Source organism: Streptomyces sp. NBC_01622 (genome assembly GCF_045209635.1).
Lineage (GTDB): Bacteria > Actinomycetota > Actinomycetes > Streptomycetales > Streptomycetaceae > Streptomyces.
This window is the reverse complement of sequence record NZ_CP109293.1, coordinates 1,924,830-1,944,901: the sequence shown is the minus strand read 5'-3', so window position 1 is coordinate 1,944,901 and position 20,072 is coordinate 1,924,830. Positions and strand designations below refer to the sequence as shown.

The 20,072-nt window shown below is 72.2% G+C and carries 16 protein-coding genes and 1 pseudogene; 9 read left to right on the top strand and 8 right to left on the bottom strand.

Features of this window, described 5'->3' with window-relative positions:
- Positions 1-24: 24 nt before the first annotated feature.
- Positions 25-996, top strand: a complete 972-nt coding sequence (locus OH768_RS09005) for an NADP-dependent oxidoreductase (protein ID WP_406451804.1) — start codon at positions 25-27, stop codon at positions 994-996.
- Positions 997-1,017: 21 nt separating this feature from the next.
- Complete coding sequence (locus OH768_RS09000; protein WP_406451802.1) at positions 1,018-2,082, top strand: NAD(+)/NADH kinase; 1,065 nt, start codon at positions 1,018-1,020, stop codon at positions 2,080-2,082.
- A 4-nt stretch (positions 2,083-2,086) separates the two neighbouring features.
- On the opposite strand, the gene OH768_RS08995 is transcribed toward OH768_RS09000, so the two are convergent.
- Both OH768_RS08995 and OH768_RS08990 read right to left on the bottom strand, forming a co-directional pair.
- Positions 2,087-3,907: a sensor histidine kinase gene (locus tag OH768_RS08995; RefSeq protein WP_406451800.1), complete on the bottom strand. Its 1,821-nt coding sequence runs from the start codon at positions 3,905-3,907 to the stop codon at positions 2,087-2,089.
- The gene (locus OH768_RS08990; protein ID WP_406451798.1) at positions 3,897-4,595 is read right to left on the bottom strand and encodes a response regulator transcription factor; all 699 of its coding nucleotides are present in this window, start codon (positions 4,593-4,595) and stop codon (positions 3,897-3,899) included. Before OH768_RS08990 ends, OH768_RS08995 begins: the two co-directional genes overlap by 11 nt.
- Positions 4,596-4,790: 195 nt before the next feature.
- Here OH768_RS08990 and OH768_RS08985 point away from each other — a divergent pair, with 195 nt between their 5' ends.
- From OH768_RS08985 to OH768_RS08965, 5 genes and pseudogenes are all read left to right on the top strand, one after another.
- A complete protein-coding gene (locus OH768_RS08985; RefSeq protein WP_406451796.1) occupies positions 4,791-5,039 on the top strand; it encodes a hypothetical protein in 249 nt (82 codons plus the stop codon).
- A gap of 35 nt (positions 5,040-5,074) precedes the next feature.
- Complete coding sequence (locus OH768_RS08980) at positions 5,075-5,824, top strand: ABC transporter ATP-binding protein (protein ID WP_406465197.1); 750 nt, start codon at positions 5,075-5,077, stop codon at positions 5,822-5,824.
- A pseudogene (locus tag OH768_RS08975) lies at positions 5,821-6,992 on the top strand (ABC transporter permease). The gene OH768_RS08980 and the pseudogene OH768_RS08975 overlap by 4 nt, the downstream one beginning before the upstream one ends.
- 144 nt (positions 6,993-7,136) lie before the next feature.
- On the top strand, positions 7,137-9,191 hold the full coding sequence (locus tag OH768_RS08970) for a phosphocholine-specific phospholipase C (RefSeq protein WP_406451794.1): 2,055 nt from the start codon (positions 7,137-7,139) through the stop codon (positions 9,189-9,191).
- Positions 9,192-9,243: 52 nt separating this feature from the next.
- Positions 9,244-10,062 (top strand): phospholipid scramblase-related protein, encoded by an 819-nt coding sequence (locus tag OH768_RS08965; protein WP_406451792.1) that lies wholly within the window; start codon positions 9,244-9,246, stop codon positions 10,060-10,062.
- Positions 10,063-10,068: 6 nt separating this feature from the next.
- Here the strand turns inward: OH768_RS08965 and OH768_RS08960 are convergent, their stop codons facing one another.
- Both OH768_RS08960 and OH768_RS08955 read right to left on the bottom strand, forming a co-directional pair.
- On the bottom strand, positions 10,069-11,034 hold the full coding sequence (locus OH768_RS08960) for a hypothetical protein (protein ID WP_406451790.1): 966 nt from the start codon (positions 11,032-11,034) through the stop codon (positions 10,069-10,071).
- Positions 11,031-11,828: a phosphatase PAP2 family protein gene (locus tag OH768_RS08955; protein WP_406451788.1), complete on the bottom strand. Its 798-nt coding sequence runs from the start codon at positions 11,826-11,828 to the stop codon at positions 11,031-11,033. The genes OH768_RS08960 and OH768_RS08955 overlap by 4 nt, the downstream gene beginning before the upstream one ends.
- A 224-nt stretch (positions 11,829-12,052) precedes the next feature.
- Between OH768_RS08955 and OH768_RS08950 the strand changes: the two genes are divergently transcribed.
- Complete coding sequence (locus tag OH768_RS08950; RefSeq protein ID WP_406451786.1) at positions 12,053-12,676, top strand: TetR/AcrR family transcriptional regulator C-terminal ligand-binding domain-containing protein; 624 nt, start codon at positions 12,053-12,055, stop codon at positions 12,674-12,676.
- A gap of 143 nt (positions 12,677-12,819) precedes the next feature.
- Here the strand turns inward: OH768_RS08950 and OH768_RS08945 are convergent, their stop codons facing one another.
- The gene (locus OH768_RS08945; protein WP_406451784.1) at positions 12,820-13,821 is read right to left on the bottom strand and encodes a DUF2510 domain-containing protein; all 1,002 of its coding nucleotides are present in this window, start codon (positions 13,819-13,821) and stop codon (positions 12,820-12,822) included.
- Between the two features lie 330 nt (positions 13,822-14,151).
- Here OH768_RS08945 and OH768_RS08940 point away from each other — a divergent pair, with 330 nt between their 5' ends.
- Entirely contained in the window at positions 14,152-16,839 is a 2,688-nt protein-coding gene (locus tag OH768_RS08940) for an ATP-binding protein (protein WP_406451782.1), read from the top strand.
- Positions 16,840-17,017: 178 nt separating this feature from the next.
- On the opposite strand, the gene pcaD is transcribed toward OH768_RS08940, so the two are convergent.
- The 3 genes from pcaD to pcaG are packed head-to-tail and all read right to left on the bottom strand — an operon-like array spanning position 17,018 to position 20,069.
- Positions 17,018-18,136 carry a 3-oxoadipate enol-lactonase gene (pcaD, locus tag OH768_RS08935; protein ID WP_406451780.1) on the bottom strand — a complete coding sequence of 373 codons (1,119 nt, stop codon included), beginning with the start codon at positions 18,134-18,136 and terminating at the stop codon, positions 17,018-17,020.
- Entirely contained in the window at positions 18,133-19,467 is a 1,335-nt protein-coding gene (gene pcaB / locus OH768_RS08930) for a 3-carboxy-cis,cis-muconate cycloisomerase (RefSeq protein ID WP_406451778.1), read from the bottom strand. Before pcaB ends, pcaD begins: the two co-directional genes overlap by 4 nt.
- Positions 19,464-20,069 (bottom strand): protocatechuate 3,4-dioxygenase subunit alpha, encoded by a 606-nt coding sequence (gene pcaG / locus OH768_RS08925; protein WP_406451776.1) that lies wholly within the window; start codon positions 20,067-20,069, stop codon positions 19,464-19,466. The genes pcaB and pcaG overlap by 4 nt, the downstream gene beginning before the upstream one ends.
- Positions 20,070-20,072: the final 3 nt, after the last annotated feature.

Below are 20,072 nucleotides of genomic sequence, written 5' to 3'. Positions count from 1 at the left end.
CCACCGACATCAGGAGACCTGGCCATGCCCCGAGCAGTGAAGTTCTCCCGCTACGGCGGCCCGGAGGTGCTGGAGGTCGTCCAGGTGTCGCGCCCGCGGCCGGGCCCCAAGGAGGTGCTCGTCCGGGTGGTCGTCGCCGGGGTCAACCCCGGGGAGGCCGGCATCCGGCAGGGCGTCTTCGCGGACAGGTGGCCCGCCGACTTCCCCGAGGGCCAGGGCAACGACTTCGCCGGTCTGGTCGCCGAACTCGGCCCGGGCGTCGCCGACTTCACCCTCGGCGACGAGGTCATCGGCTACCTTCCGCGCAGGGCGCAGGCCGACTACGTCGTCTCGCCCGCCGCGCTGCTCGCCCCCAAGCCCGCCGACATCGACTGGGAGGCCGCCGCACCGCTGTCGGCGGTGGGCGTGACGGCCTGGGCCGCCGTGGACGCCGTAGCACCGACCGCAGGGGACACCGTCGTCGTGTCCGGCGCGGCCGGCGGGGTCGGCTCCCTCGCCGTCCAGCTGGCCCGGCTGCGCGGCGCGCAGGTCATCGGCACCGCCGGACCGCACAACGCCGACTTCCTGCGCTCGCTCGGCGTCGTCCCCGTCGAGCACGGACCCGGCCTCGCCGACCGGCTGCGGGCCGCGGCACCCGACGGCATCGACGCGTTCGTCGACACCTTCGGACAGGGCAACGTCGACATCGCCGTCGAACTGGGTGTGGCCCCGCAGCGGATCAACACCCTCGCCGACGGCCGCGCCGTCGCCCGTCACGGGGTGCGCAGCCGTGCCCAGGAGGACGTGTTCACCCCTCAACTGGTCGCCGAACTCGCCGAACTGGTCTCCAAGGGACTGCTCACCGTCCACTTCAGCGAGGTGTATCCGCTGGAACAGGTCCAGGAGGCCTACCGGCAGGTGCAGCGGCGCCACACCCGCGGGAAGATCGTGCTCGGCCTGGTCCCGCCGGACGAACGCGCCGCCCTCGCCGACGAACTCCGCACCCCTGACGCCTGACCCCACTTCACGGAGGACCCCATGCCCGTACGCCGTATCGGCCTCGTCGTCCACCAGGGACGGGCGACCGCCCGGGACGCGGCGCGCGCCGTGCACGCGTGGAGCGAGGCACACGGCGTCCGCTGCACGGAGATCGACGTCTGGGCCAAGGACCAGCACCGCCGCGCCGGACGCGAGGAGTCCGAAGCCGCGGGCAGGCCCGACCTCGTCGTCACCCTCGGCGGCGACGGCACCTTCCTGCGCGGGGCCCGCATCGCCGTCAAGAGCGGAGCCGGCGTCCTCGGCGTCGACCTCGGCAAGGTCGGCTTCCTCACCGAGGTCCCGGCCTGCGACATCGGTGACGCCCTCGACGCCGTGCACGAGGGGCGGGCCGTGGTGGAGGAACGCATGACGCTGACCATGCGCGCCTCCCGGCCCCTGGACATCCCGCCGGAGATGGAGGCCCTGCTGCGCTACGGCCGCGGTCCGATGCTGCCGCCGCCGCAGGTCCGGCCCGAGACCACGGAGGGCGGCGGATGGGGCTGCGCGCTGGACGTCATCGCCCTCAACGACGTCGTCCTGGAGAAACTCGCCCGCGACCGGCAGGTCAGTGTCGGTGTCTACCTGGCAGGCGGGCTGCTGGCGAGCTACTCGGCCGACGCCCTGGCCGTCGCCACCCCCACCGGGTCCACGGCCTACAGCTTCGCCGCCGGCGGACCCGTCCTCTCGCCCCACATGGACGCCCTCGTCTTCACCCCCATCGCCCCGCACATGACCTTCGACCGCAGCGTCGTCGTCGCCCCCGACGAACCGGTCGGTCTGCGCGTGCTGCCCCACTCCGGACAGGCCGCCGTCAGCGTCGACGGCCAACTCCGCGGCGTCCTGGACCCCGGCGACTGGATCGGCGTCTTCCGCGCCCCCCAGCGGGTCCGCCTCATCCGCCTGCGCCCCACCGACTTCTACGGCCGGCTGCGCGACCGGTTCCGGCTCACCGACGCCCCCGCCACCGCCCAGGACGGCCCCGCGGCCCCCTTCTTCCGCCCGGACACCCCGGTCCCGCCGGACCTCGCGGGACTGCGCCTGCCCCCGCCGACCACCGCGCGCTGAGGGCTCACACCGGCAGGCGGACGGTGAAGACCGTGCCGGCGTCTACCGTGCTGGTCACCGTCACCGTCCCGCCGTGCGCCTCCGTGAGCCGGCGGACGATGGCGAGGCCGAGACCGCTGCCGCCGGTGCGGCGGCTGCGGGACTTCTCGGCCCGCCAGAACCGGTCGAAGACCCTCGGCAGATCCTCGGCCGGGATACCGGTACCGGTGTCGGCGACCTCGATCGTCACCTGGTCCCCGACCCTGCGGGCCCGCAGGGTGACACTGCCGCCGGCAGGGGTGTGCCGTAGCGCGTTGGACACCAGGTTGCCGACCACCTGCCGCAGCCGTACGGGATCGCCCGACAGTTCGGGATCGCCGTCGACGCGGGTGGTGAGGGAGACGGTCGCGGTGTCGGCGCGGGCCTGGTGGGCGGTGGCGACATGGTCGAGGAGGTCGCGCACGCGCAGCGGTTCGGGGTGGACGCGCAGCTGGCCGGCGTCGGCCTCCGCGAGGTCCTGCAGATCGTCGACGATGTGCTGGAGCAGCAGCGCCTCTTCGAGCAGGGAGTCGACGAGGGCCTGGTCGGAGATGGCGATGCCGTCCTGGACGGCCTCCAGCCAGCCGCGGATGGTGCTCAGCGGAGTGCGCAGTTCATGGGCGACATCGCTGACCATCGCCTTGCGCTGGCCCTCCACGCGTTCGCGGCGCTGGGAGAGGTCGTTGAACGCGGCGGCGAGATAGCCGATCTCGTCGTTGGTCGTCACCGGCACCCGCTGGTGTTCCTCCACGGGACGGCGGGCCGCGTCGGCCAGCGCGCGCAGCGGCCGCACCAGCCGGGTGCCGACGACGACGGTGACGGCCACGGTGACCAGCAGCACCAGACCGGCGACCCCGGCGAGACGTGCGGTGTTGGCGGAGGTGAAGCGGAAGCCGGGCGCGGCGGCCGAACCGGCCGGGGTGGTGACGTACAGCAGCGCGGCCGGTGCCACATAGGAGGTGAGCTGGTCGCGGCGGGCGGTGTCCAGACAGGTCTGGCTGGCCTGGGCGCCGGTCTTCGTCCGGACGACGAAGTCGATGCCGACCTTCAAGGCCTGCTGGTTCTGGTGCTCCAGGCAGTCGTTGACCAGGGTGTTGAGCCGGTTGAGCGGCCCGATCTCGGTCCGGACGGGAGTGGCGAGCTGGTCGACGCCGCATCCGTAGTCCCTGGCGGACCCGCCCAGGACGGAGTCGGGGAACCTGATGGAGGTCCGGCCGCTCGGCGCCTCGACGAGGGTGCCGACACCGGTGGGGCCTCCCACGCAGGAGAGGATCTTCTCCGCCATGATGTGCAGCGACTTCCGCTCGGCCGCGGTCAGCCGGTACGGGCCGACGGCACGCGGGTCGATGCGGTCCGTCGCGGTGCCGGGCAGCAGGGCCGCGTCGGTGTGCAGGGGGTCCACGACCGCCGACGCCCTGGTGGGAAGGGTGGCGACCGAGGCGGCCGAGGTGGCGAGCGGGCGGTGGCTCTGCGTCGTCAGGGTGATCCGGCGTCCGGTGCGCCCGGCGAGACGGCGCAGGGTGGGAGCGACGCCGGTCCAGTCCCGGTGCGTGGCGGCGTAGCCGACCAGGGTGTCGTAGATCTGGGTGTCGGAGGACAGGAGTTGGCCCTGTTCCTGCTGGATGGCGCTGCTCGTGGTGCGCGCCGCCAGCCAGGCGGTGGCCGCGACCGAACAGACGGCGATCATCACGGAGGTGGCCAGCAGGCGGACCAACAGGCTTCTGCGCAGGGGCACTTTGGCCCGGACGCGGGTCCTGGGCCTCGTCCCGCCGCCTCCCTTGGCCTCCGACTCCGGTTCAGCGCGCACGGCTGCCGTCGACGAGCTTGTAGCCGACGCCGTACACGGTCTGCAGATAGGCGGGTCGGCGGGGGACGGCTTCTATCTTCTTGCGCAGGTTGAGGATGTGCACGTCGATGGTCCGTTCGGTGATGTAACGGTCGAACCCCCTTGTCAGGGCGAGTAGTTGGCGGCGGCTGAAGACCCGTTCCGGTTCGGCGGCCATCGCCGCGAGGATCTCGAACTCCCCGGGCGTGCACACCACTTGGCGTCCGTCGAGGCCGACGGTACGGCGGACCGGGTCGACGGCGAGTGCGCCGATCCGGATCACCGGATCGTCCACCGCGACCGCGGCCCGGGTGCGCCGCAGCAGGGTGCGGATGCGGGCCATCAGCTCGCGGGGGCTGTACGGCTTCGTCATGTAGTCGTCGGCGCCCAGGTCGAGGCCGAGCAGCAGATCCTCCTCGGTGCTGCGCGCGGTCAGCATCAGCACGGGCACCTCGCACTCCCGGCGCAGCACCCGGCACACGTCCAGACCGTCGACGAGCGGCATCATGACGTCGAGGACGAGCAGGTCCGGCTGCCGGCGCCGCACCGCGTCGATCGCCGCGCGCCCGTCGTGGACGACGAGCGCGGAGTGGCCCTCGCGTTCGAGGTAGCGGCGGATCACCTCGGCCTGTTTGACGTCGTCCTCGGCCACCAGGACATATGCGTTCACGCCGCTCACCCTAAGGTCGCCGCCGCGACATCAGACAGGAGTCTGACGGTGGCCTGACAGGATCTTCATAAGCTCCGGCCGTGGTGCCGCCATGTCGAAACTCACCCATCGACGTGGTCGGCTCCACCACCGCCGACAACTCCCAGGGCGACACCGGCGGTTCGGCCCCCCGCGCAGCTCACGGTCACCGTCTCGGTGCCCGACACCGGGGCGGTCCGGAAGCTGACCTCGGCCCCGGTGCAGGTGGCGTTCACCTCGGAGAGCCACAGGGGTGTGCTCGCCGTACCGGTCGGCGCGCTGCTGGCGCTGAGCGAGGGCGGCTACGCCGTCCAACTGCCCGGCGGCCGGCTGATCGCGGTGAGGACCGGGATGTTCGCCAAGGGGCTGGTCGAGATCAGCGGCGCCGGTGTCACGGCCGGGATGAAGGTGGAGACCACCTTGTGAAGAGTCGACCGGTACTGGCCGTGATCGACGCGGGCATGGAGCACCCCGGCGGGGTGAAGGCCCTGGACGGTGTCTCGCTCGCCATCGAGGAGGGCGAACTCCTCGCCGTCGTCGGCCCGTCCGGGTCCGGCAAGTCGACCCTGCTGCACATCATGGGCACCCTGGACCGGCCGACCAGCGGCACCGTGGAGATCGGCGGCCACGACGTCGCGACCCTCTCCGACCGCATGCTCTCCGCGCTGCGCGGACGCCAACTCGGCTTCGTGTTCCAGCAGTTCCATCTCACCGACGGACTGACCGCCGCCGGGAACGTCGCAACAGGCCTGCTCTACACGGGAGTTCCGCGCCGACAGCGCGCTCCGCCGGCCCGGGAGGCACTGGCCCGGGTCGGTCTGGCGCGCCGCGCCGGGCATCTGCCGAACCAGCTCTCCGGCGGCGAACGCCAACGGGTCGCCATCGCCCGCGCGTTGGTCAACCGCCCGGCCCCGGTCCTCGCGGACGAGCCCACCGGCGCCCTGGACACCGCCAACGGCCGTGCCGTACTGGAGCTGTTGACCACCCTGAACGACGAGGGCACCACCATCGCGATCATCACCCACGACCGGGACATCGCCCGGCGGCTGCCCCGCAGGGCGGAGATCCTCGACGGCCGGCTCGTCGCCGACGTCCGCGGTGACGACTTCGGCGAGAACACCCAGGCCATCGACATGGCCGAACTCACCGACGACACCCTCGCCATCCGCAGGGACACCTTCACCGACATCCATGGGGAACGCCGGTCATGACCACCACCGCACCGAAGCCGACCGCCGCCATGGCCGTCGCCGACACCAGGCCGGTACGGCTGGCTCCGCTGGACATCCTGCGCCTGGGGCTGCTCGGCATCCACACCCGCCGGATGCGGGCGGCGCTGTCCGCGCTGGGCATCTCGATCGGCATCGCCACGGTGATCGTGGTGACCGGGATCCCGGCGTCCAGCCAGACACCACCGGTCCAACTCCCGCCGCAGTCAGTGGACATGGTCCGCCGGATCGGGCCGGTCACCGTGGCCGGCGCCGTCGCCAACACCCATGCTGAGGTGTTCCGCAACGACCGTGTCGACGCCGACGACTACGCGGGGCTGGCTTCCTGGCCAGCAGGACCAACCTGCTGCGGGCGATCAACGCCGAGGTCCAGTCGGGGCGTTTCCTCGGCGCGAGCACCGAGCGGTTTCCCACGGCGGTCCTCGGCTCGGTGGCCGCCACCCGGATGGGCATCGCCAAGGTGGTGCCGGGCAGGCCGGCCCCGCAGATCTACACCGACCACCGCTGGTCCACGGTCATCGGCGTCCTCGCGCGGACCCCGCTCTCGCCCGACATCGACCGCGCGGTCCTCGTCGGCTGGGACGCCGCGCGCACCCAGCTGGGCTTCACCGGACACCCGACCGTCATCTACGTCAAGGCCAGGGAGGACGGCATCGACGCCGTCCGCAATGTGCTCGCCCCGACCATCTACCCCGAACTCCCCGGCATGGTGCAGGTCAGCCGTCCCTCCGACGCCCTCGCCGCGAAACGCGCCACCCGGACGACGTTCTCCGCGCTCTTCCTCGGCCTGGCCGGAGTGGCCCTCCTGGTGGGCGGGATCGGCGTGGCCAACACCATGGTCATCTCGGTCCTCGAACGCCGCAAGGAGATCGGCCTGCGGCGGGCACTGGGCGCCAACAAGGGCCAGAGCCGCGGCCAGTTCCTCACCGAGCCGGTGGCGCTGTCCTGCCTCGGCGGGCTGGCCGGAACCGTCCTCGGCATCCTGGCGACCGTCGGCTACGCCGCCTACCAGGGCCGGCCGCCGGTGATCCCGCTGCCGGCGGTGGCGGGCGGCTTCGGCGGCGCCGTCCTGATCGGCATGGCCGCCGGTGTCTACCCCTCCATCAGGGCCTCCCGCCTCACCCCGACGGAGGCCCTCGCGACCACGTGACGACCCGCCCCCGCACGTACGGACGAGTTTCACATGGGCGCCACCAGACCCTTCCCTGACGTTTGTTGCTCTTGGAACACTCGCACCGCGCGCATTTCGCCATGTTCCGGCCGGCCGCGCGTCAGGATGAGAGGTGCCTCACCCATGTCCGAAGTCAACCGGCGTCGCTTTCTCCAACTCGCGGGTGCCACCACGGCTTTCACCGCGCTGTCGAACAGCATCGAGCGTGCCGCCGCGCTCCCCGCGAACCATCGTTCCGGAAGCATCGAGGACGTCGAGCACATCGTCGTCCTGATGCAGGAGAACCGGTCCTTCGACCACTACTTCGGCTCGCTCAGAGGCGTACGGGGCTTCGGCGACCCGCGTCCGGTCGTGACCCGGCAGGACGGCAAACCGGTCTGGTACCAGTCGGACGGCACGAAGGACATCCTGCCGTTCCGCCCCGAGGCGGACGACCTGGGCCTGCAGTTCATCCAGGACCTCCCGCACGGCTGGAACGACGGGCACGCCGCGTTCGACGGCGGCAAGTACGACAAGTGGGTGCCGTCCAAGGGCTCCACGACGATGGCGTACCTGACCCGCGAGGACATCCCGTTCCACTACGCGCTCGCCGACTCCTTCACCATCTGCGACGCGTACCACTGTTCGTTCATCGGCTCCACGGACCCCAACCGCTACTACCTGTGGACGGGTTACACCGGCAACGACGGCACCGGCGGCGGCCCCGTCCTCGGCAACGACGAAGCCGGCTACGGCTGGACGACGTACCCCGAGCGCCTCGAAAAGGCCGGTGTCTCCTGGAAGATCTACCAGGACGTCGGCGACGGCCTCGACGCGGCCGGCGGCTGGGGCTGGATCCAGGACGCGTACCGCGGCAACTACGGCGACAACTCGCTGCTCTACTTCAAGCAGTTCCAGAACGCCCAGCCCGGCGACCCGCTCTACGACAAGGCCCGCACCGGCACCGACGCCACCAAGGGCGAGGGCTTCTTCGACCAGTTGAAGGCCGACGTCAAGGGCGGCAAGCTGCCGAAGATCTCCTGGATCGTCGCCCCCGAGGCCTTCACCGAGCACCCCAACTGGCCCGCGAACTACGGCGCCTGGTACGTCTCCCAGGTCCTGGACGCGCTGACCTCCGACCCCAAGGTGTGGGCGAAGACGGCCCTGTTCATCACCTACGACGAGAACGACGGCTTCTTCGACCACCTGGTGCCGCCGTTCGCGCCGGGCTCCGCCGCGCAGGGCAAGTCGACCGTGGACGTCGGCCCCGACCTCTTCAAGGGCGACGCCAGCCACCCGGCCGGTCCCTACGGCCTCGGCCAGCGGGTCCCGATGATCGTCGTCTCGCCCTGGAGCAAGGGCGGTTACGTCTGCTCGGAGACCTTCGACCACACCTCGGTCATCCGCTTCATGGAGCGCCGCTTCGGCGTCCACGAGCCCAACATCTCGCCCTGGCGGCGCGCGATCTGCGGCGACCTGACCACCGCCTTCGACTTCTCCCACAAGGACACCAAGCGGGTCCCGCTCCCGGACACCGACGGCTACCAGCCGCCGGACAACAACCGCCACCCCGACTACGTGCCGACCCCGCCCGCCAACCCCGTGCTGCCGAAGCAGGAGCGCGGACTGCGCCCGGCCCGGCCGCTCAAGTACGCGTCCGTGGTGGACGGTTCGGCGGACACGGCGGGCGGGAAGTTCACGCTCGCCTTCGCCTCCGGCGCGAAGGCCGGCGCCAACTTCCTGGTCACCTCCGGCAACCGCACGGACGGGCCCTGGAGTTACACCACCGAGGCCGGCAAGACCGTCTCGGACACCTGGAACTCGGCCTACTCGGGCGGCTCCCACGACCTGACCGTGCACGGCCCGAACGGCTTCCTGCGCGTCTTCAAGGGCCCCGGCAAGAGCGCCGGACCCGAGGTCACCGCCCGCGACTGCGGCGACGACGTAGAGCTGACCTTCACCAACAAGGGCTCCGGCACTGTGCAGTTGAGGGTCGTCAACGGCTACGGCGGCAAGACCCTGACCGTGAAGGTGCGGGCGGGCGCCACCGTCCGGCACACCTTCGACCTCGGCGCGAGCAAGCGGTGGTACGACCTGACGGTCACCTCCGACGGCGACGCGGGCTTCCTGCGGCGATTCGCCGGACATGTCGAGAACGGCCGTGCGGGGGTCAGCGATCCGGCGATCGGGCGGGTGTGAGCACTGCCGTAGAGCCGGTTGCATTCCGGGGCACTCGCGGTAATGTGCCCCGGTGACCACGCATTCGAACACACCTGCAGGCTGGTACCCGGATCCGCACGGAGCGCCCCAGACCCTCCGGTACTGGGACGGCGCGAAGTGGACCGAGCACACCAACGTGGACCAGCAGGCGCAGCCGCAGGCCGTGCCGCAGCAGCAGGCGGGGCCGGACCCGCGGGTCCAGCGTCAGGTGCAGACGCAGGCCGGGGTCGCCGGGGGCGGCCCCGGCGGCGGCAGCCTGTTCAGCGAGCCGGTGCTCGTGGTGAACCAGAAGGCCAAGCTGATCGAGCTGACCAACGAGTACAAGGTCATGGATCAGAACGGCAATCTGATAGGCACGGTCACCGAGATAGGCCAGAGCACGCTGAAGAAGGCGCTGCGCTTCGTCTCCAGCCTCGACCAGTTCATGACGCACCGGCTGGAGATCCGGGACGCGCACGGGCAGCCGCAGTTGGTGCTGACCCGGCCCGCGAAGATCATGAAGTCCCGGGTGATCGTGTCCCGTCCGGACGGCTCGCCGGTGGGCGAGATCGTGCAGCAGAACATGATCGGGAAGATCAACTTCGCGCTGACCGCCAACGGCCGGCAGATCGGCGCGATCAAGGCGGAGAACTGGCGGGCGTGGAACTTCGCGATCGTCGACCACGCGGACAACGAGGTCGCCCGGATCACCAAGACCTGGGAAGGCCTCGCCAAGACGATGTTCACCACCGCGGACAACTACGTCCTGCAGATCCACTACCAGCTGCCCGAGCCGCTGCTGAGCCTGGTGGTGGCGACGGCGCTGACCGTCGACACCGCCCTCAAGCAGGACTCGCGGGGCCTCGGCTGACCCCGGTCACAGCGCGGTGAGGTGCCCCGGCTCGGACCGTCGGTTCGGCTGCCGGGGCATCAACGCCGGTTCCAGGGAGGCCGATTCGGGCTCCAGCGCCAGGACGGCGGCCACGGGATGATCGTGGTCGCCGTACTCGTTCGGCAGCGGCACGACCGGGGTCACCCGGGTCAGCAGCACCACACCCCACGACGCGAGTGCGGCCCCCGCCAGCGCGAGGAGGATGCCGGCCGCGCCGCCCTGGAGGCGTTCGCCGAGCAGGGCCAAGCCGATCGCGGCGGCGGCCAGCGGGTTCGCCAGGGTCACCACCGCGAGCGGGGCACCGAGGCCGCCCCGGTAGGCGGTCTGCGACAGCAGCAGCCCGCCCGCCGCGAACACCGCGACCAGCAGGGCGACTCCGACCACCTGCATGCTCAGCAGCGGGCCCGAGCGGTCGGTCGCCGCGACCGTCACGGTCTGCGTGAGCGCGGAGGCGACACCCGAGGCGACACCGGACGCCGAGGCGTGCCGTAGACCGGGCTTCGCGCCGCGCCGGGCCAGCAGGCCGATCAGCGCGGACGTCGCGCCCGCGACCGCCAACGCCTGCGGAACGGTGAGGACTTGGTCGGGCCGGGGCCCGGACGCCGTGACCAGCAGGGCCGACAGGCCGAGCAGCGTGAGCGCGGTGCCCCGCCATTCGCTCGCGCTGACCCGGCGCCCGGCCACCCGCGCGCCCATCGGGACGGCGGCGACGAGGGTCAGCGCGCCCAGGGGCTGGACGACGGTCAGCGGACCGTACTTGAGGGCCACGACGTGCAGCAGCGCGGCCCCCGCGTTCAGGACGACCGTCCCCCACCAGGCGCCGGTGGCGAGCAGCCGCAGCGTGCCCGCGTCGGAGTTGCGGGACGCCAGCCGTTCCTGTGCCACGGCCGCGGCCGCGTAGGCGACGGCCGAGAAGAGGGACAGGACGACGGCGACGAGGGTGGCGTTCATCGGCCTGCTCCGACGAGAACCGGCTGCTTCTCGGGGGCGAGCCCGGGCTGAGCGCGCCCGGCCGTGGTCGTCGTGGGGTGCGGCGGGTGGATCAGCGCGAGGGCGATGCCGAGCATCGCGGTGGCCACGATCGCGTCGAGCCAGTAGTGGTTCGCCGTGCCCACGATCACGATCAGGGTGACCAGCGGATGCAGCAGCCACAGCCAGCGTCGGCGTGAGCGGGTCGCGACGATCAGGCCGATCGCGACCATCAGCGCCCAGCCGAAGTGCAGCGAGGGCATCGCCGCGAACTGGTTCGAGAGGTGGTCGCTGGTCGGCGGGCCGTACACCGAGGGGCCGTAGACCCTGGCGGTGTCGACCAGGCCCGTCGCGGCCAGCATGCGCGGGGGCGCCAGCGGGAACACGAAGGGCAGGACCAGGGCGGCCGAGGTGAGAGTCGCCAGGACCCGGCGGGCCCAGACGTAGTGCGCCGGGCGTCGCAGGTACAGCCAGACCAGGAAGGCCACGGTGGCCGGGAAGTGGACGGTCGCGTAGAAGGTGTTCGCGAGGTGCACGAGGGTGTCGTTGTGCAGCAGCACCGACTGCACCGAGCCCTCGTTCGGGAGGCGCAGGGTCCGTTCCAGGTCCCACACGTGGCGGGCGTTGTGCAGTGCCTCACCGGTGTGGCCCGTCGCCAGCTGGCGGCCGAACTTGTAGACGAGGAAGAGCCCTGCGACGAGCAGGAGCTCACGGACGAGCGGGGGCCGCGCTATCGCGCTGGTCCCCTTCTCTGCAGGCTCGGTGCGGGCATTCATCCCCCGGCCCCTTCGCTGACGGTGGTGCGTGTGGTGGTGCTGGCAGGGCTTGTGACCCTTCCGGCGGACCGAACTCATCGGTACGAGTCCGTTCCGATACGCCAGTGTACCGATACGAGATGGTACCGATACGGTGGAGTGCCGGTACACTGGCGTATCGATAGCGAAACGAGACACACTGGAGAGCGGACCCGGAGTCCGCGGGCCGAGTGAGGAGAAGAGCCATGACGTCGCAGGCTGAGGACGCACCGGACACGGTCGCCGCCTCGCGCCGCTCCAAGATCACGCCCGAGCGTGAGCGGGAGTTCTTCGACGCCGTGCTCGAACAGATAAGAGAATGCGGCTACGACTCCGTCAGCATGGAGGGCGTCGCCAGCAGCACCCGGTGCAGCAAGTCCACGCTGTACCGGCAGTGGGGGACCAAGCCCCAGTTCGTCGCCGCCGCGCTGCGCGCCAACCGTAGGGCGCACTTCACCGGCATCGACACCGGCTCCCTCGCGGAGGACCTGCGCCAGGCCGCGCGGGCCGCGGGCGCCTGGTCGGCGAAGGACACCAAACTGGTCTCGGCCCTCGGCCACGCCGTCACCCAGGACAGCGAACTCGCCCAGGCACTCCGTGAGGCGCTCGTCCACCCCGAGATCACCGCGCTGGAGGACATCCTGCGCCGCGGTGTGGAACGCGGCGAGATCGCGGCGGACCACCCGGCGCTGCCCTACGTCCCCGCCCAGATCTTCGGCGTCCTGCGGGCCCGCCCCGTCCTGGAGGGCTGCTACGCCGACCCCGACTACCTCGTCAGATTCGTGGAGGCCGCGGTGCTGCCCGCACTGGGCCTGTCCGGGTCGCCCTGAGGATCAGGCCGCCGTCCATGGGATGACTGGACGGTGACCTGGTCGCGCCGCACCGTGGGGACGGGGGCGGCGCGCACCCCCCGGCCGGGTGGGGTTCCTCTTGAGCGGAGAGGCGCCCCACCCGGCCGACTGTGTGCGGGAGGTCAGATCGTCGTGCCGTCGCCGCCGCCCGAGGCCACCTTGATGCCGGCGGTGATCTCGTCGATGACGGACTCCTTCTGGCCCACGTCGACGCCGAACCGGACCACGACGATCTGGCCTGTGCTCGCGGGCGAGGGGAACGCGAGCGACTCGACATAGCCGTCCGCGCCCTTGCTGGTGACCGCCTTCCAGCGCACCAGGTAGCCCTTCTGTCCGGCGACGGTGACGGCCTTGGAGGCGAGTACCTGGTGCGAGGTGATGCTGCCGTAGGTCGTACCGCCGTAGGACTCCTTGGCGTTGGCGGCGATGTCCGCCTTCGCGACCGCCTCGGCCGTGGTGCCCTTCGTGCCCAGGACGATCGCGGGCGCCGAGTACGCCCCGCCGTCGGTGCAGGTCTGGGCGGTGTTGCCGGGGCACTTGTAGGACGTGTTCGACGTGACCGATGCGCCGGCCTCGATGACCTGGCCGTACCAGTCGGACGGCACGGTGAAGCTGATGCCGTCGAGCGAGTCGGTCACCGTGCCGCCGGCCTTGACCTTCGGCTGCGCGGACTGGCTGGGCGCCGGTGTCGCACCACCCGTCCCACCGGAACCACCCGTCCCGCCGGACCCGCCGAAGGGATCGCCCTGCCCGCCCGTGCCGCCGGAACCGCCCGTGCCGCCCTGTCCGTTCGGCGCCTGCTGCGTGCCGGCCTGGTTGCCGTTGCCGCTGTCGTTGCCGGACAGCGCGTAGGCGCCGACACCGATGGCTGTCAGGACCGCGACGGCCACCGCCACGGCTATGCCGGTGCGCAGATTGCGGCGCGGTGCGGCCGGGGGCTGTGCGGGATAGGCCGGGTACGCGCCGGGGAACGGCGGCTCGGTCGGGGCACCCCATTCGGCGGCCGATCCGGCCGGGCGGGTCCGGTCCGTCCATACCTTGCCGTCCCACCAGCGCTCGGTGGCGGGACCGTCATTCGTCTGCCCGGGATCGGGGTACCACCCGGGGGGAGTCACCTGCGTCATGTCCCTACCGTATGAGGCGTCGGTGAAAGCGGGATGAGAGGATCCGGCCGCAATGGCGTCACCGGCGCCGCCGACGATCGCGAGCCCGGCCGTCACCTGCCGCGCGTGCCGCGTCCGGCGCCGTCGGCGGACAGTGCGGCACGCCTGGTCACGCTGTTACGTGATTGATCGAAGTGGCTTTATTCCGACGCCTTCTGAGTGTTCGTCATGCCCACGCACCCCGCCGTCACCCGATACGGCAACAGCTGCCCGGACCGCCCTCCGCTGCGGCAGCCGGACGGCTACGCTCGAGGTCTGTACGTCGTTCGGCCTACTCGGGGAGGAATCGGGATGACGGAGGACCGGCCTCCGGAGGCCACCTCGGCCTCCCTGTGGGAGCGCGACGAAGAGGTCGCCGGCGTTGTGGAGGCGATCGACGCCCTGTGCGTGGACCAGTCGTCCTCGGGCAGTCTGCTGGTCGTCCGGGGCGAGGCGGGATTCGGGAAGACCGCGCTCCTGGCGGAGACCCGCCGCATCGCCGAGGAGCGCAACTGCGTGGTCTGGCAGGCCCGCGGCGGCGAGACCCTCAAGTCCGTCCCCTTCAACGTCGTACGGCAGCTGCTCCAGCCAGCTCTGCTCTCGCTGATGCCCGAGGAGGCGCGCGAGTACCTCGGCGACTGGTACGACATCGCGGGCCCCGCCCTCGGCATCGCCGAACCCGGAGAACGGCAGGCCGACCCGCAGGGCGTGTGCGACGGCCTGGTCGCCGCCGTACGCAGACTCGCCAAACGCGAGTGGCCCCTCGTCCTGCTGATCGACGACGCCCACTGGGCCGACCAGGAGACCCTGCGCTGGCTCGCCGCGTTCGCCGAGCGCCTCGACGACCTGTCCGTCCTCGTCGTGGTCGCCCGCAGGCCCGGCGAGGTCACCGGCGAGCGCGGCCGGTATCTGGACGCGATCGCCGCCCTCACCGGCCACCCCGTCGCCCAGCTGAGCGCCCTGACCCCGAGGGCGACCGCCGGCCTCACCCGCGCCACCGTCGGCCCGCACGCCGACGACGCGTTCTGCCGCGAGGTGTGGGCGGTCACCGGCGGCAACCCTTACGAGACCGTCGAACTCCTCGCCAAGGTGGTGCAGGACAGCCAACTCGACCCGGTCGAGGCCTCGGCCGCCGAACTGCGCGCCCTGAACCGCTCCTCGCGCGGCGGCGGTCTCGTCGCCCGCTTGGACGGCCTCGGCACCGAGGCCACCCGGTTCGCCTGGGCCGCCGCCATCCTCGGCACCGGCATCTCCGTGAAGCTGGTCGCCCGGCTCGCCACCATCACCAGTGACGAGGCGGACCGCTGCGCCGAGCTGCTGCGCAGCGAACGTATCCTCACGGCCCCCGACCCCGCCGCGTCCCAAGCCGACGTCGGCGAGCTGGAGTTCGTCCACCCGCTGATCGCCAGCGCCGTCTACGACTCCATCCCGGGCGGCTGGCGTACGGCCATGCACGGCATCGCCGCCCAGGTCGTCACCGACTCCGGCCGCGGTGCCGCGGCCGCCTCGCGGCATCTCCTCCAGGTGCACCCGGAGGAGGACCAGGAACTCGTCGAGCAGCTGCGCGAGGCCGCCAGGGAGCACCTCTCCATCGGCGCCCCCGACGCCGCCCGCCGCTGTCTGGAACGCGCCCTGGTGGAGCCACCGCTCGCCGAGACCCACGCGAGCGTGCTCTACGAACTGGGCTGCGCCACCCTGCTCACCGCGCCCGCCACCACCATCGGCCACATCCAGAGCGCCCTGGCCATGCCGGGCCTCGACGGCCACGCGCGCGTGGACGCCGTCTTCCGGCTCTCCCAGGCCCTGCTCCACAACGACCAGCTGGAGGAGGCCGTCCGCACCGTCGAGGCGGAGGCCGCCCGGCACGAACCGGGCACCGCCCGGATGCGGCTGCAGGCCGTGCAGTACATGTGGGAGGGTCTCCACGCGGGCGAGGGCACCTCCCCGGGACGCTCCGAGCGGCTCGCCGAACTCGCGGCCACCTGCACCGGCCGCGACAACTCCGAGCGCGCCCTGCTCATCCTGCGCGGCTTCGACGCCATGACCCACGGCGAGAACGCCGAGGAGGTCGTCGAGGTGTGCGACCGCGCCCTCGTCAACGGACGGCTCGCCCCCGGCCTGGGCTGGACCGACACCGAGTGGGGCCTCGAGATCCTCATGATGCTGGCCAGCGCCTACGCCTACACGGACCGCCTGGACCGCGCGGAGAGCCTGTACAACGAAGCGCTGCGCGCCTACGAGACGGCCGGCTGGAGCGGCGGCCACCTCTCCCTGGCGCACGCCTATCTCGGCCTCGGCCTCCGCAGGCGCGGCCGGCTCCGGGAGGCGGAGATCTCGCTGCGCGAGTCCCTGCGGCTGGCCGAGCGGGTCGGCCGCGGACTGCCCCTGTACTGGTCGGCGACCTGCAACCTGGTCGACACGCTGCTCGCCCGCGGCCATGTCGAGGAGGCGTGGGCGATCGCCGAACAGTACGGCTTCGCACCGCCGTACCCGTCCACCATCGTGCTGCCCGACCCCCGCTGTGTGCGCGGCCGGCTGCTGATCGCCGTCGGCCGGACCAAGGACGGCATCAACGAACTGGAGCAGGCCGCGAAGGCGGCGAGCGTACGCAGCCACCACAACCCGGTCCTGGTCCCGTGGGCCGTCGACCTCGCCCGGGCGCTCGCCGTCGAGGACCCGACCCGCGCCGTCCAGCTCGCCTCCGACGCCCGCCGCAGGGCCGAACGCTTCGGCACGGACACCGCCATCGGCGAGGCCCTGCGCTGCGCCGCCGCACTGGAGACCGGCCAGCGCGCGGTACGGCTTGCTGCGCAGGCTGTCGCGTACCTGGAGTCCTCGCCCTGCCAGTACGAACACGCGGCGGCGCGCGTCGAGTACGGCATCGCCGCGCGCTCGGTGTCCGAACTCAACAGGGGCCTGACGCTGGCACGTTCGTGCGGCGCGGACGCCTTGGCGACGCAGGCGCGGGAGGTGTTGGAGACGGGGAGGGGGTTGCGGTGAGTCGTTGTCCGGCCGCGGGCCGGTGGGGGCTGGTCGCGCCCCGCGGCGGAGCCGCTGATGGATACAGCCCCGCGCCCCTGAAGGACATGGGCTGGCCTGTGCTTTTAAGGGGCGCGGGGAACTGCGCGACCAGCCACGACGCAGCCGCAGCCGACTGACAACGCCACTCCACACCCCCTTAGTCGCCGTCTTCCTCCAACACCCGCTGCGCCACGGCAAACGCCGAGTTCGCCGCAGGCACCCCGCAATACACCGCACTCTGCAACAGCACCGCGCCGATCTGCTCCGCCGTGAGCCCATTGCGCCGAGCCGCCCGGACATGCATGGCCAACTCGTCGTAGTGCCCATGCGCGATCAACGCGGTAAGCGTGATCATGCTCCGCTCGCGCCGCGACAACGTGGTGTCGGTCCAGATCTCCCCCCACGCGTACCGCGAGATGAAGTCCTGGTAGCGGGCGGTGAAGGGGGTCTGGCGGGCCTGCGCCCGGTCCACGTGCTCGTCGCCGAGCACCTCACGCCGTACCGCCATCCCCCGCCTGGCGCCCCCGTCCAGATGCGCGCGCAGCGCGGTGAGGACGGCCTCCGGGCACTGCGCGGGCGCCAGATGCGAGGCACCCGGGATCTCGACGAGGGCCGCGCCCGGTACCGCGTCGGCGATCTCCCGCAGATGCGCCGGCGGGGTCGCCGGGTCCTCGCGGCCGGCGATCGCCAGCGTGCGCGCGCCGATTTCGGGGAGCCGCTCACGGAGGTCGTACGCGGCCAGCGCGTCACAGCACGCGGCGTACGCGGCCGGGTCGGCGGCCCGCTGGTCGGCCACCAGCTCCGGCACGGTGAACCCCGGTGTGAACCAACGGGAGCCGGCGTTCTCGGCCAGCCAGTCCAGCCCCTCGCTCCGTACTCGCGCGGCTCGTTCCTCCCACGGCTTCGCCCCGTTGAAGTGTGCCGAGGAACAGATGACGGCGAGCGACGACACCCGCTCCGGGTGATCCACGGCGAGATGCAGACCGACCGCACCGCCCAACGACACGCCCGCGTAGGCGAATTGTCCGATCCCGAGCGAGTCGGCGAGCGCGAGCACCAGGTCGGCGAGGTCGCCGACGGTCGCCCCGGGGCCGATCAGATCCGGTGCCGAACCACCGTGTCCCGGCAGGTCCCAGCGGATCACCCGGTGGGTGATGGACAGTTCGGGCGCGACCTTGTCCCACAGGGCGTACGACGTGCCCAGCGAGGGCCCGAGCAGCAGCGGGGGAGCGGAAGCGGGCCCCTCGGCACGGAAGTTGAGCAGCTTCTCGGTCAACGTCGCTCCAGCGCACGGTCGGTGAGGGCTCCGGCGGAACCCGTGTAGCGGGCGGGGTCGGTGGGTGCGGAGAGGTCGAGGTCCTTCAACTCGGGCTCCTCGGCGAGCAGTTCGGCCAACGGACGGTCCTCCGCGTACGTCCGCCGGGCGACCTCCGTGAGCAGCTCCTTCGCCCGGGCCCGGCCGAGCAGCGGCGCCAGCTCGGCGGACAGCCGCTCGGAGACGATCAACCCATGGGTGAGACCGAGGTGTTCACGCATCACCTCCGGGTGCACCCGCAGCCCCTCGGCCAGTTCGGCTCCATCGCGCGCCGCACCGCCGGTCAGCCGCAGCAATGCGCGCAAGGGCTCCCACTCGGCGTGCCAGGCCCCTGCCGGCCGCTCGTCCTCGGCGACCAGCGAGCCGTAGAGGACGGCCGCGAGCTGCGGTGCCTGCCGCGCGGCGGCGGCGATGAGCGTGGACCGTACGGGATTCGCCTTGTGCGGCATGGCCGACGAACCCCCGCCGCCGCCCTCCGAGACCTCGGCGATCTCGGTGCGGCCCAGGACGAGCACATCGGCGGCGAACTTGCCCAGCGCCCCCGCCGCGAAGGCCAGGCACCCGGCCAGGTCGGCGATCGGCGTCCGCAGCGTGTGCCAGGGCAACAGCGGTGCGGCCAGGCCGAGTTCACGGGCGTACGCGTCCGGCAGAGCGAGCGGGTCCTCGGCGCCGTACGCCGTGAAGGCGGCCAACGTGCCTGCCGCACCCCCGAGTTGGACGGGCAGCCCGTCCCGTACGACCCGCAACCGGTCCCGCGCGTCGAGCACCAGCGAGCGCCACCCGGCGGCCTTCAGCCCGAAGGTCGTCGGTACGGCGTGCTGGGTGAGCGTGCGGCCCGGCAGCGCGGTGTCGCGGTGGTCGGCGGCGAGCCGGGAGAGGGCGTGCTCCGTGCGGGCGAGGTCGGCCAGGACCAGGTCCAGGGTGCGGGCGGCGACCAGCATCGTCGCGGTGTCCATGATGTCCTGGCTGGTCGCGCCCCGGTGGACGTAGGGGCCGTACTCCGCGCCGACCGCCTTCGTCACATCGGCGACCAGGGGGATCACCGGGTTGCCGCCGCCGCGGGCGCGCTCCGCGAGGGACCGTACGTCGAAGTGGTCCACGTCGGCCGCGGCCGTCACCGCCGTCGCCGCCCCGGCGGGGGCGAGCCCCAGCGCGGCCTGGGCGCGGGTGAGCGCGGCCTCCGCGTCGAGCAGGGCTCGTAGATACGCGGTGTCGCTGGTGGCGGACGCGGCGGGGGAGCCGGTCCACCCGGGGGCGAGCAGGCCGGTGTCCGACGGGTCGGCAAAAGTCACTGGAACTCCAGGAAGACCGTCTCGCCTTCGCCTTGAAGGCGGATGTCGAAACGGTAGGTGCCCCGGCCGTCGTCCTGGGCGATCAGCGTGTCGCGCCGCGCCGGGTCCAGCCCGGACAGCAGCGGGTCCGCCGCGAGCGCGGCCTCGTCGCCCGGGAGGTAGATGCGGGTGAAGAGGTGCACCAGCAGCCCGCGCGCGAAGACGCACGCGCTGAGGTACGGGGCGTTCCGACCGCGTGCGCCGGGCCGCAGTGTCCGCGCGTACCAGTGGCCGTTGGCGTCCGTCTGGATGCGGCCCCAGCCGGTGAACTCCACGCCGTTGCGGCCGAGATAGCCGCCGCTGGCCGGGTCGCGCCGGATCGAGCCGTCGGTCGTGGACACGTTGCCCTCGGGGTCCGGACCCCACAGCTCCACGAAGGCGTCCGGCAGCGGGCTGCCCTCGCCGTCGTAGACGTACCCCTGGACGGTGATCGTGTCCGGGTGCCCGACCGGCGCGATGTCGCCGCCGCCGGGGAACGGCAGCGCGTAGCCGTAGAAGGGGCCGACCGTGTGCGACGGGGTCGGCGGCACGGACTCCGGGCGGCTCGTGTCGATCTTCGTCATGGC

Excerpts from the sequence above, each read along its gene's own strand:
- OH768_RS09005 (WP_406451804.1), top strand. The coding sequence starts at position 25 with ATGCCCCGAGCAGTGAAGTTCTCCCGCTACGGCGGCCCGGAGGTGCTG.
- OH768_RS09000 (WP_406451802.1), top strand. The coding sequence starts at position 1,018 with ATGCCCGTACGCCGTATCGGCCTCGTCGTCCACCAGGGACGGGCGACC.
- OH768_RS08980 (WP_406465197.1), top strand. The coding sequence starts at position 5,075 with ATGGAGCACCCCGGCGGGGTGAAGGCCCTGGACGGTGTCTCGCTCGCC.
- OH768_RS08970 (WP_406451794.1), top strand. The coding sequence starts at position 7,137 with ATGTCCGAAGTCAACCGGCGTCGCTTTCTCCAACTCGCGGGTGCCACC.
- OH768_RS08960 (WP_406451790.1), bottom strand. The coding sequence starts at position 11,034 with ATGAACGCCACCCTCGTCGCCGTCGTCCTGTCCCTCTTCTCGGCCGTC.
- OH768_RS08955 (WP_406451788.1), bottom strand. The coding sequence starts at position 11,828 with ATGAATGCCCGCACCGAGCCTGCAGAGAAGGGGACCAGCGCGATAGCG.
- OH768_RS08950 (WP_406451786.1), top strand. The coding sequence starts at position 12,053 with ATGACGTCGCAGGCTGAGGACGCACCGGACACGGTCGCCGCCTCGCGC.
- OH768_RS08945 (WP_406451784.1), bottom strand. The coding sequence starts at position 13,821 with ATGACGCAGGTGACTCCCCCCGGGTGGTACCCCGATCCCGGGCAGACG.
- OH768_RS08940 (WP_406451782.1), top strand. The coding sequence starts at position 14,152 with ATGACGGAGGACCGGCCTCCGGAGGCCACCTCGGCCTCCCTGTGGGAG.
- pcaG (WP_406451776.1), bottom strand. The coding sequence starts at position 20,069 with ATGACGAAGATCGACACGAGCCGCCCGGAGTCCGTGCCGCCGACCCCG.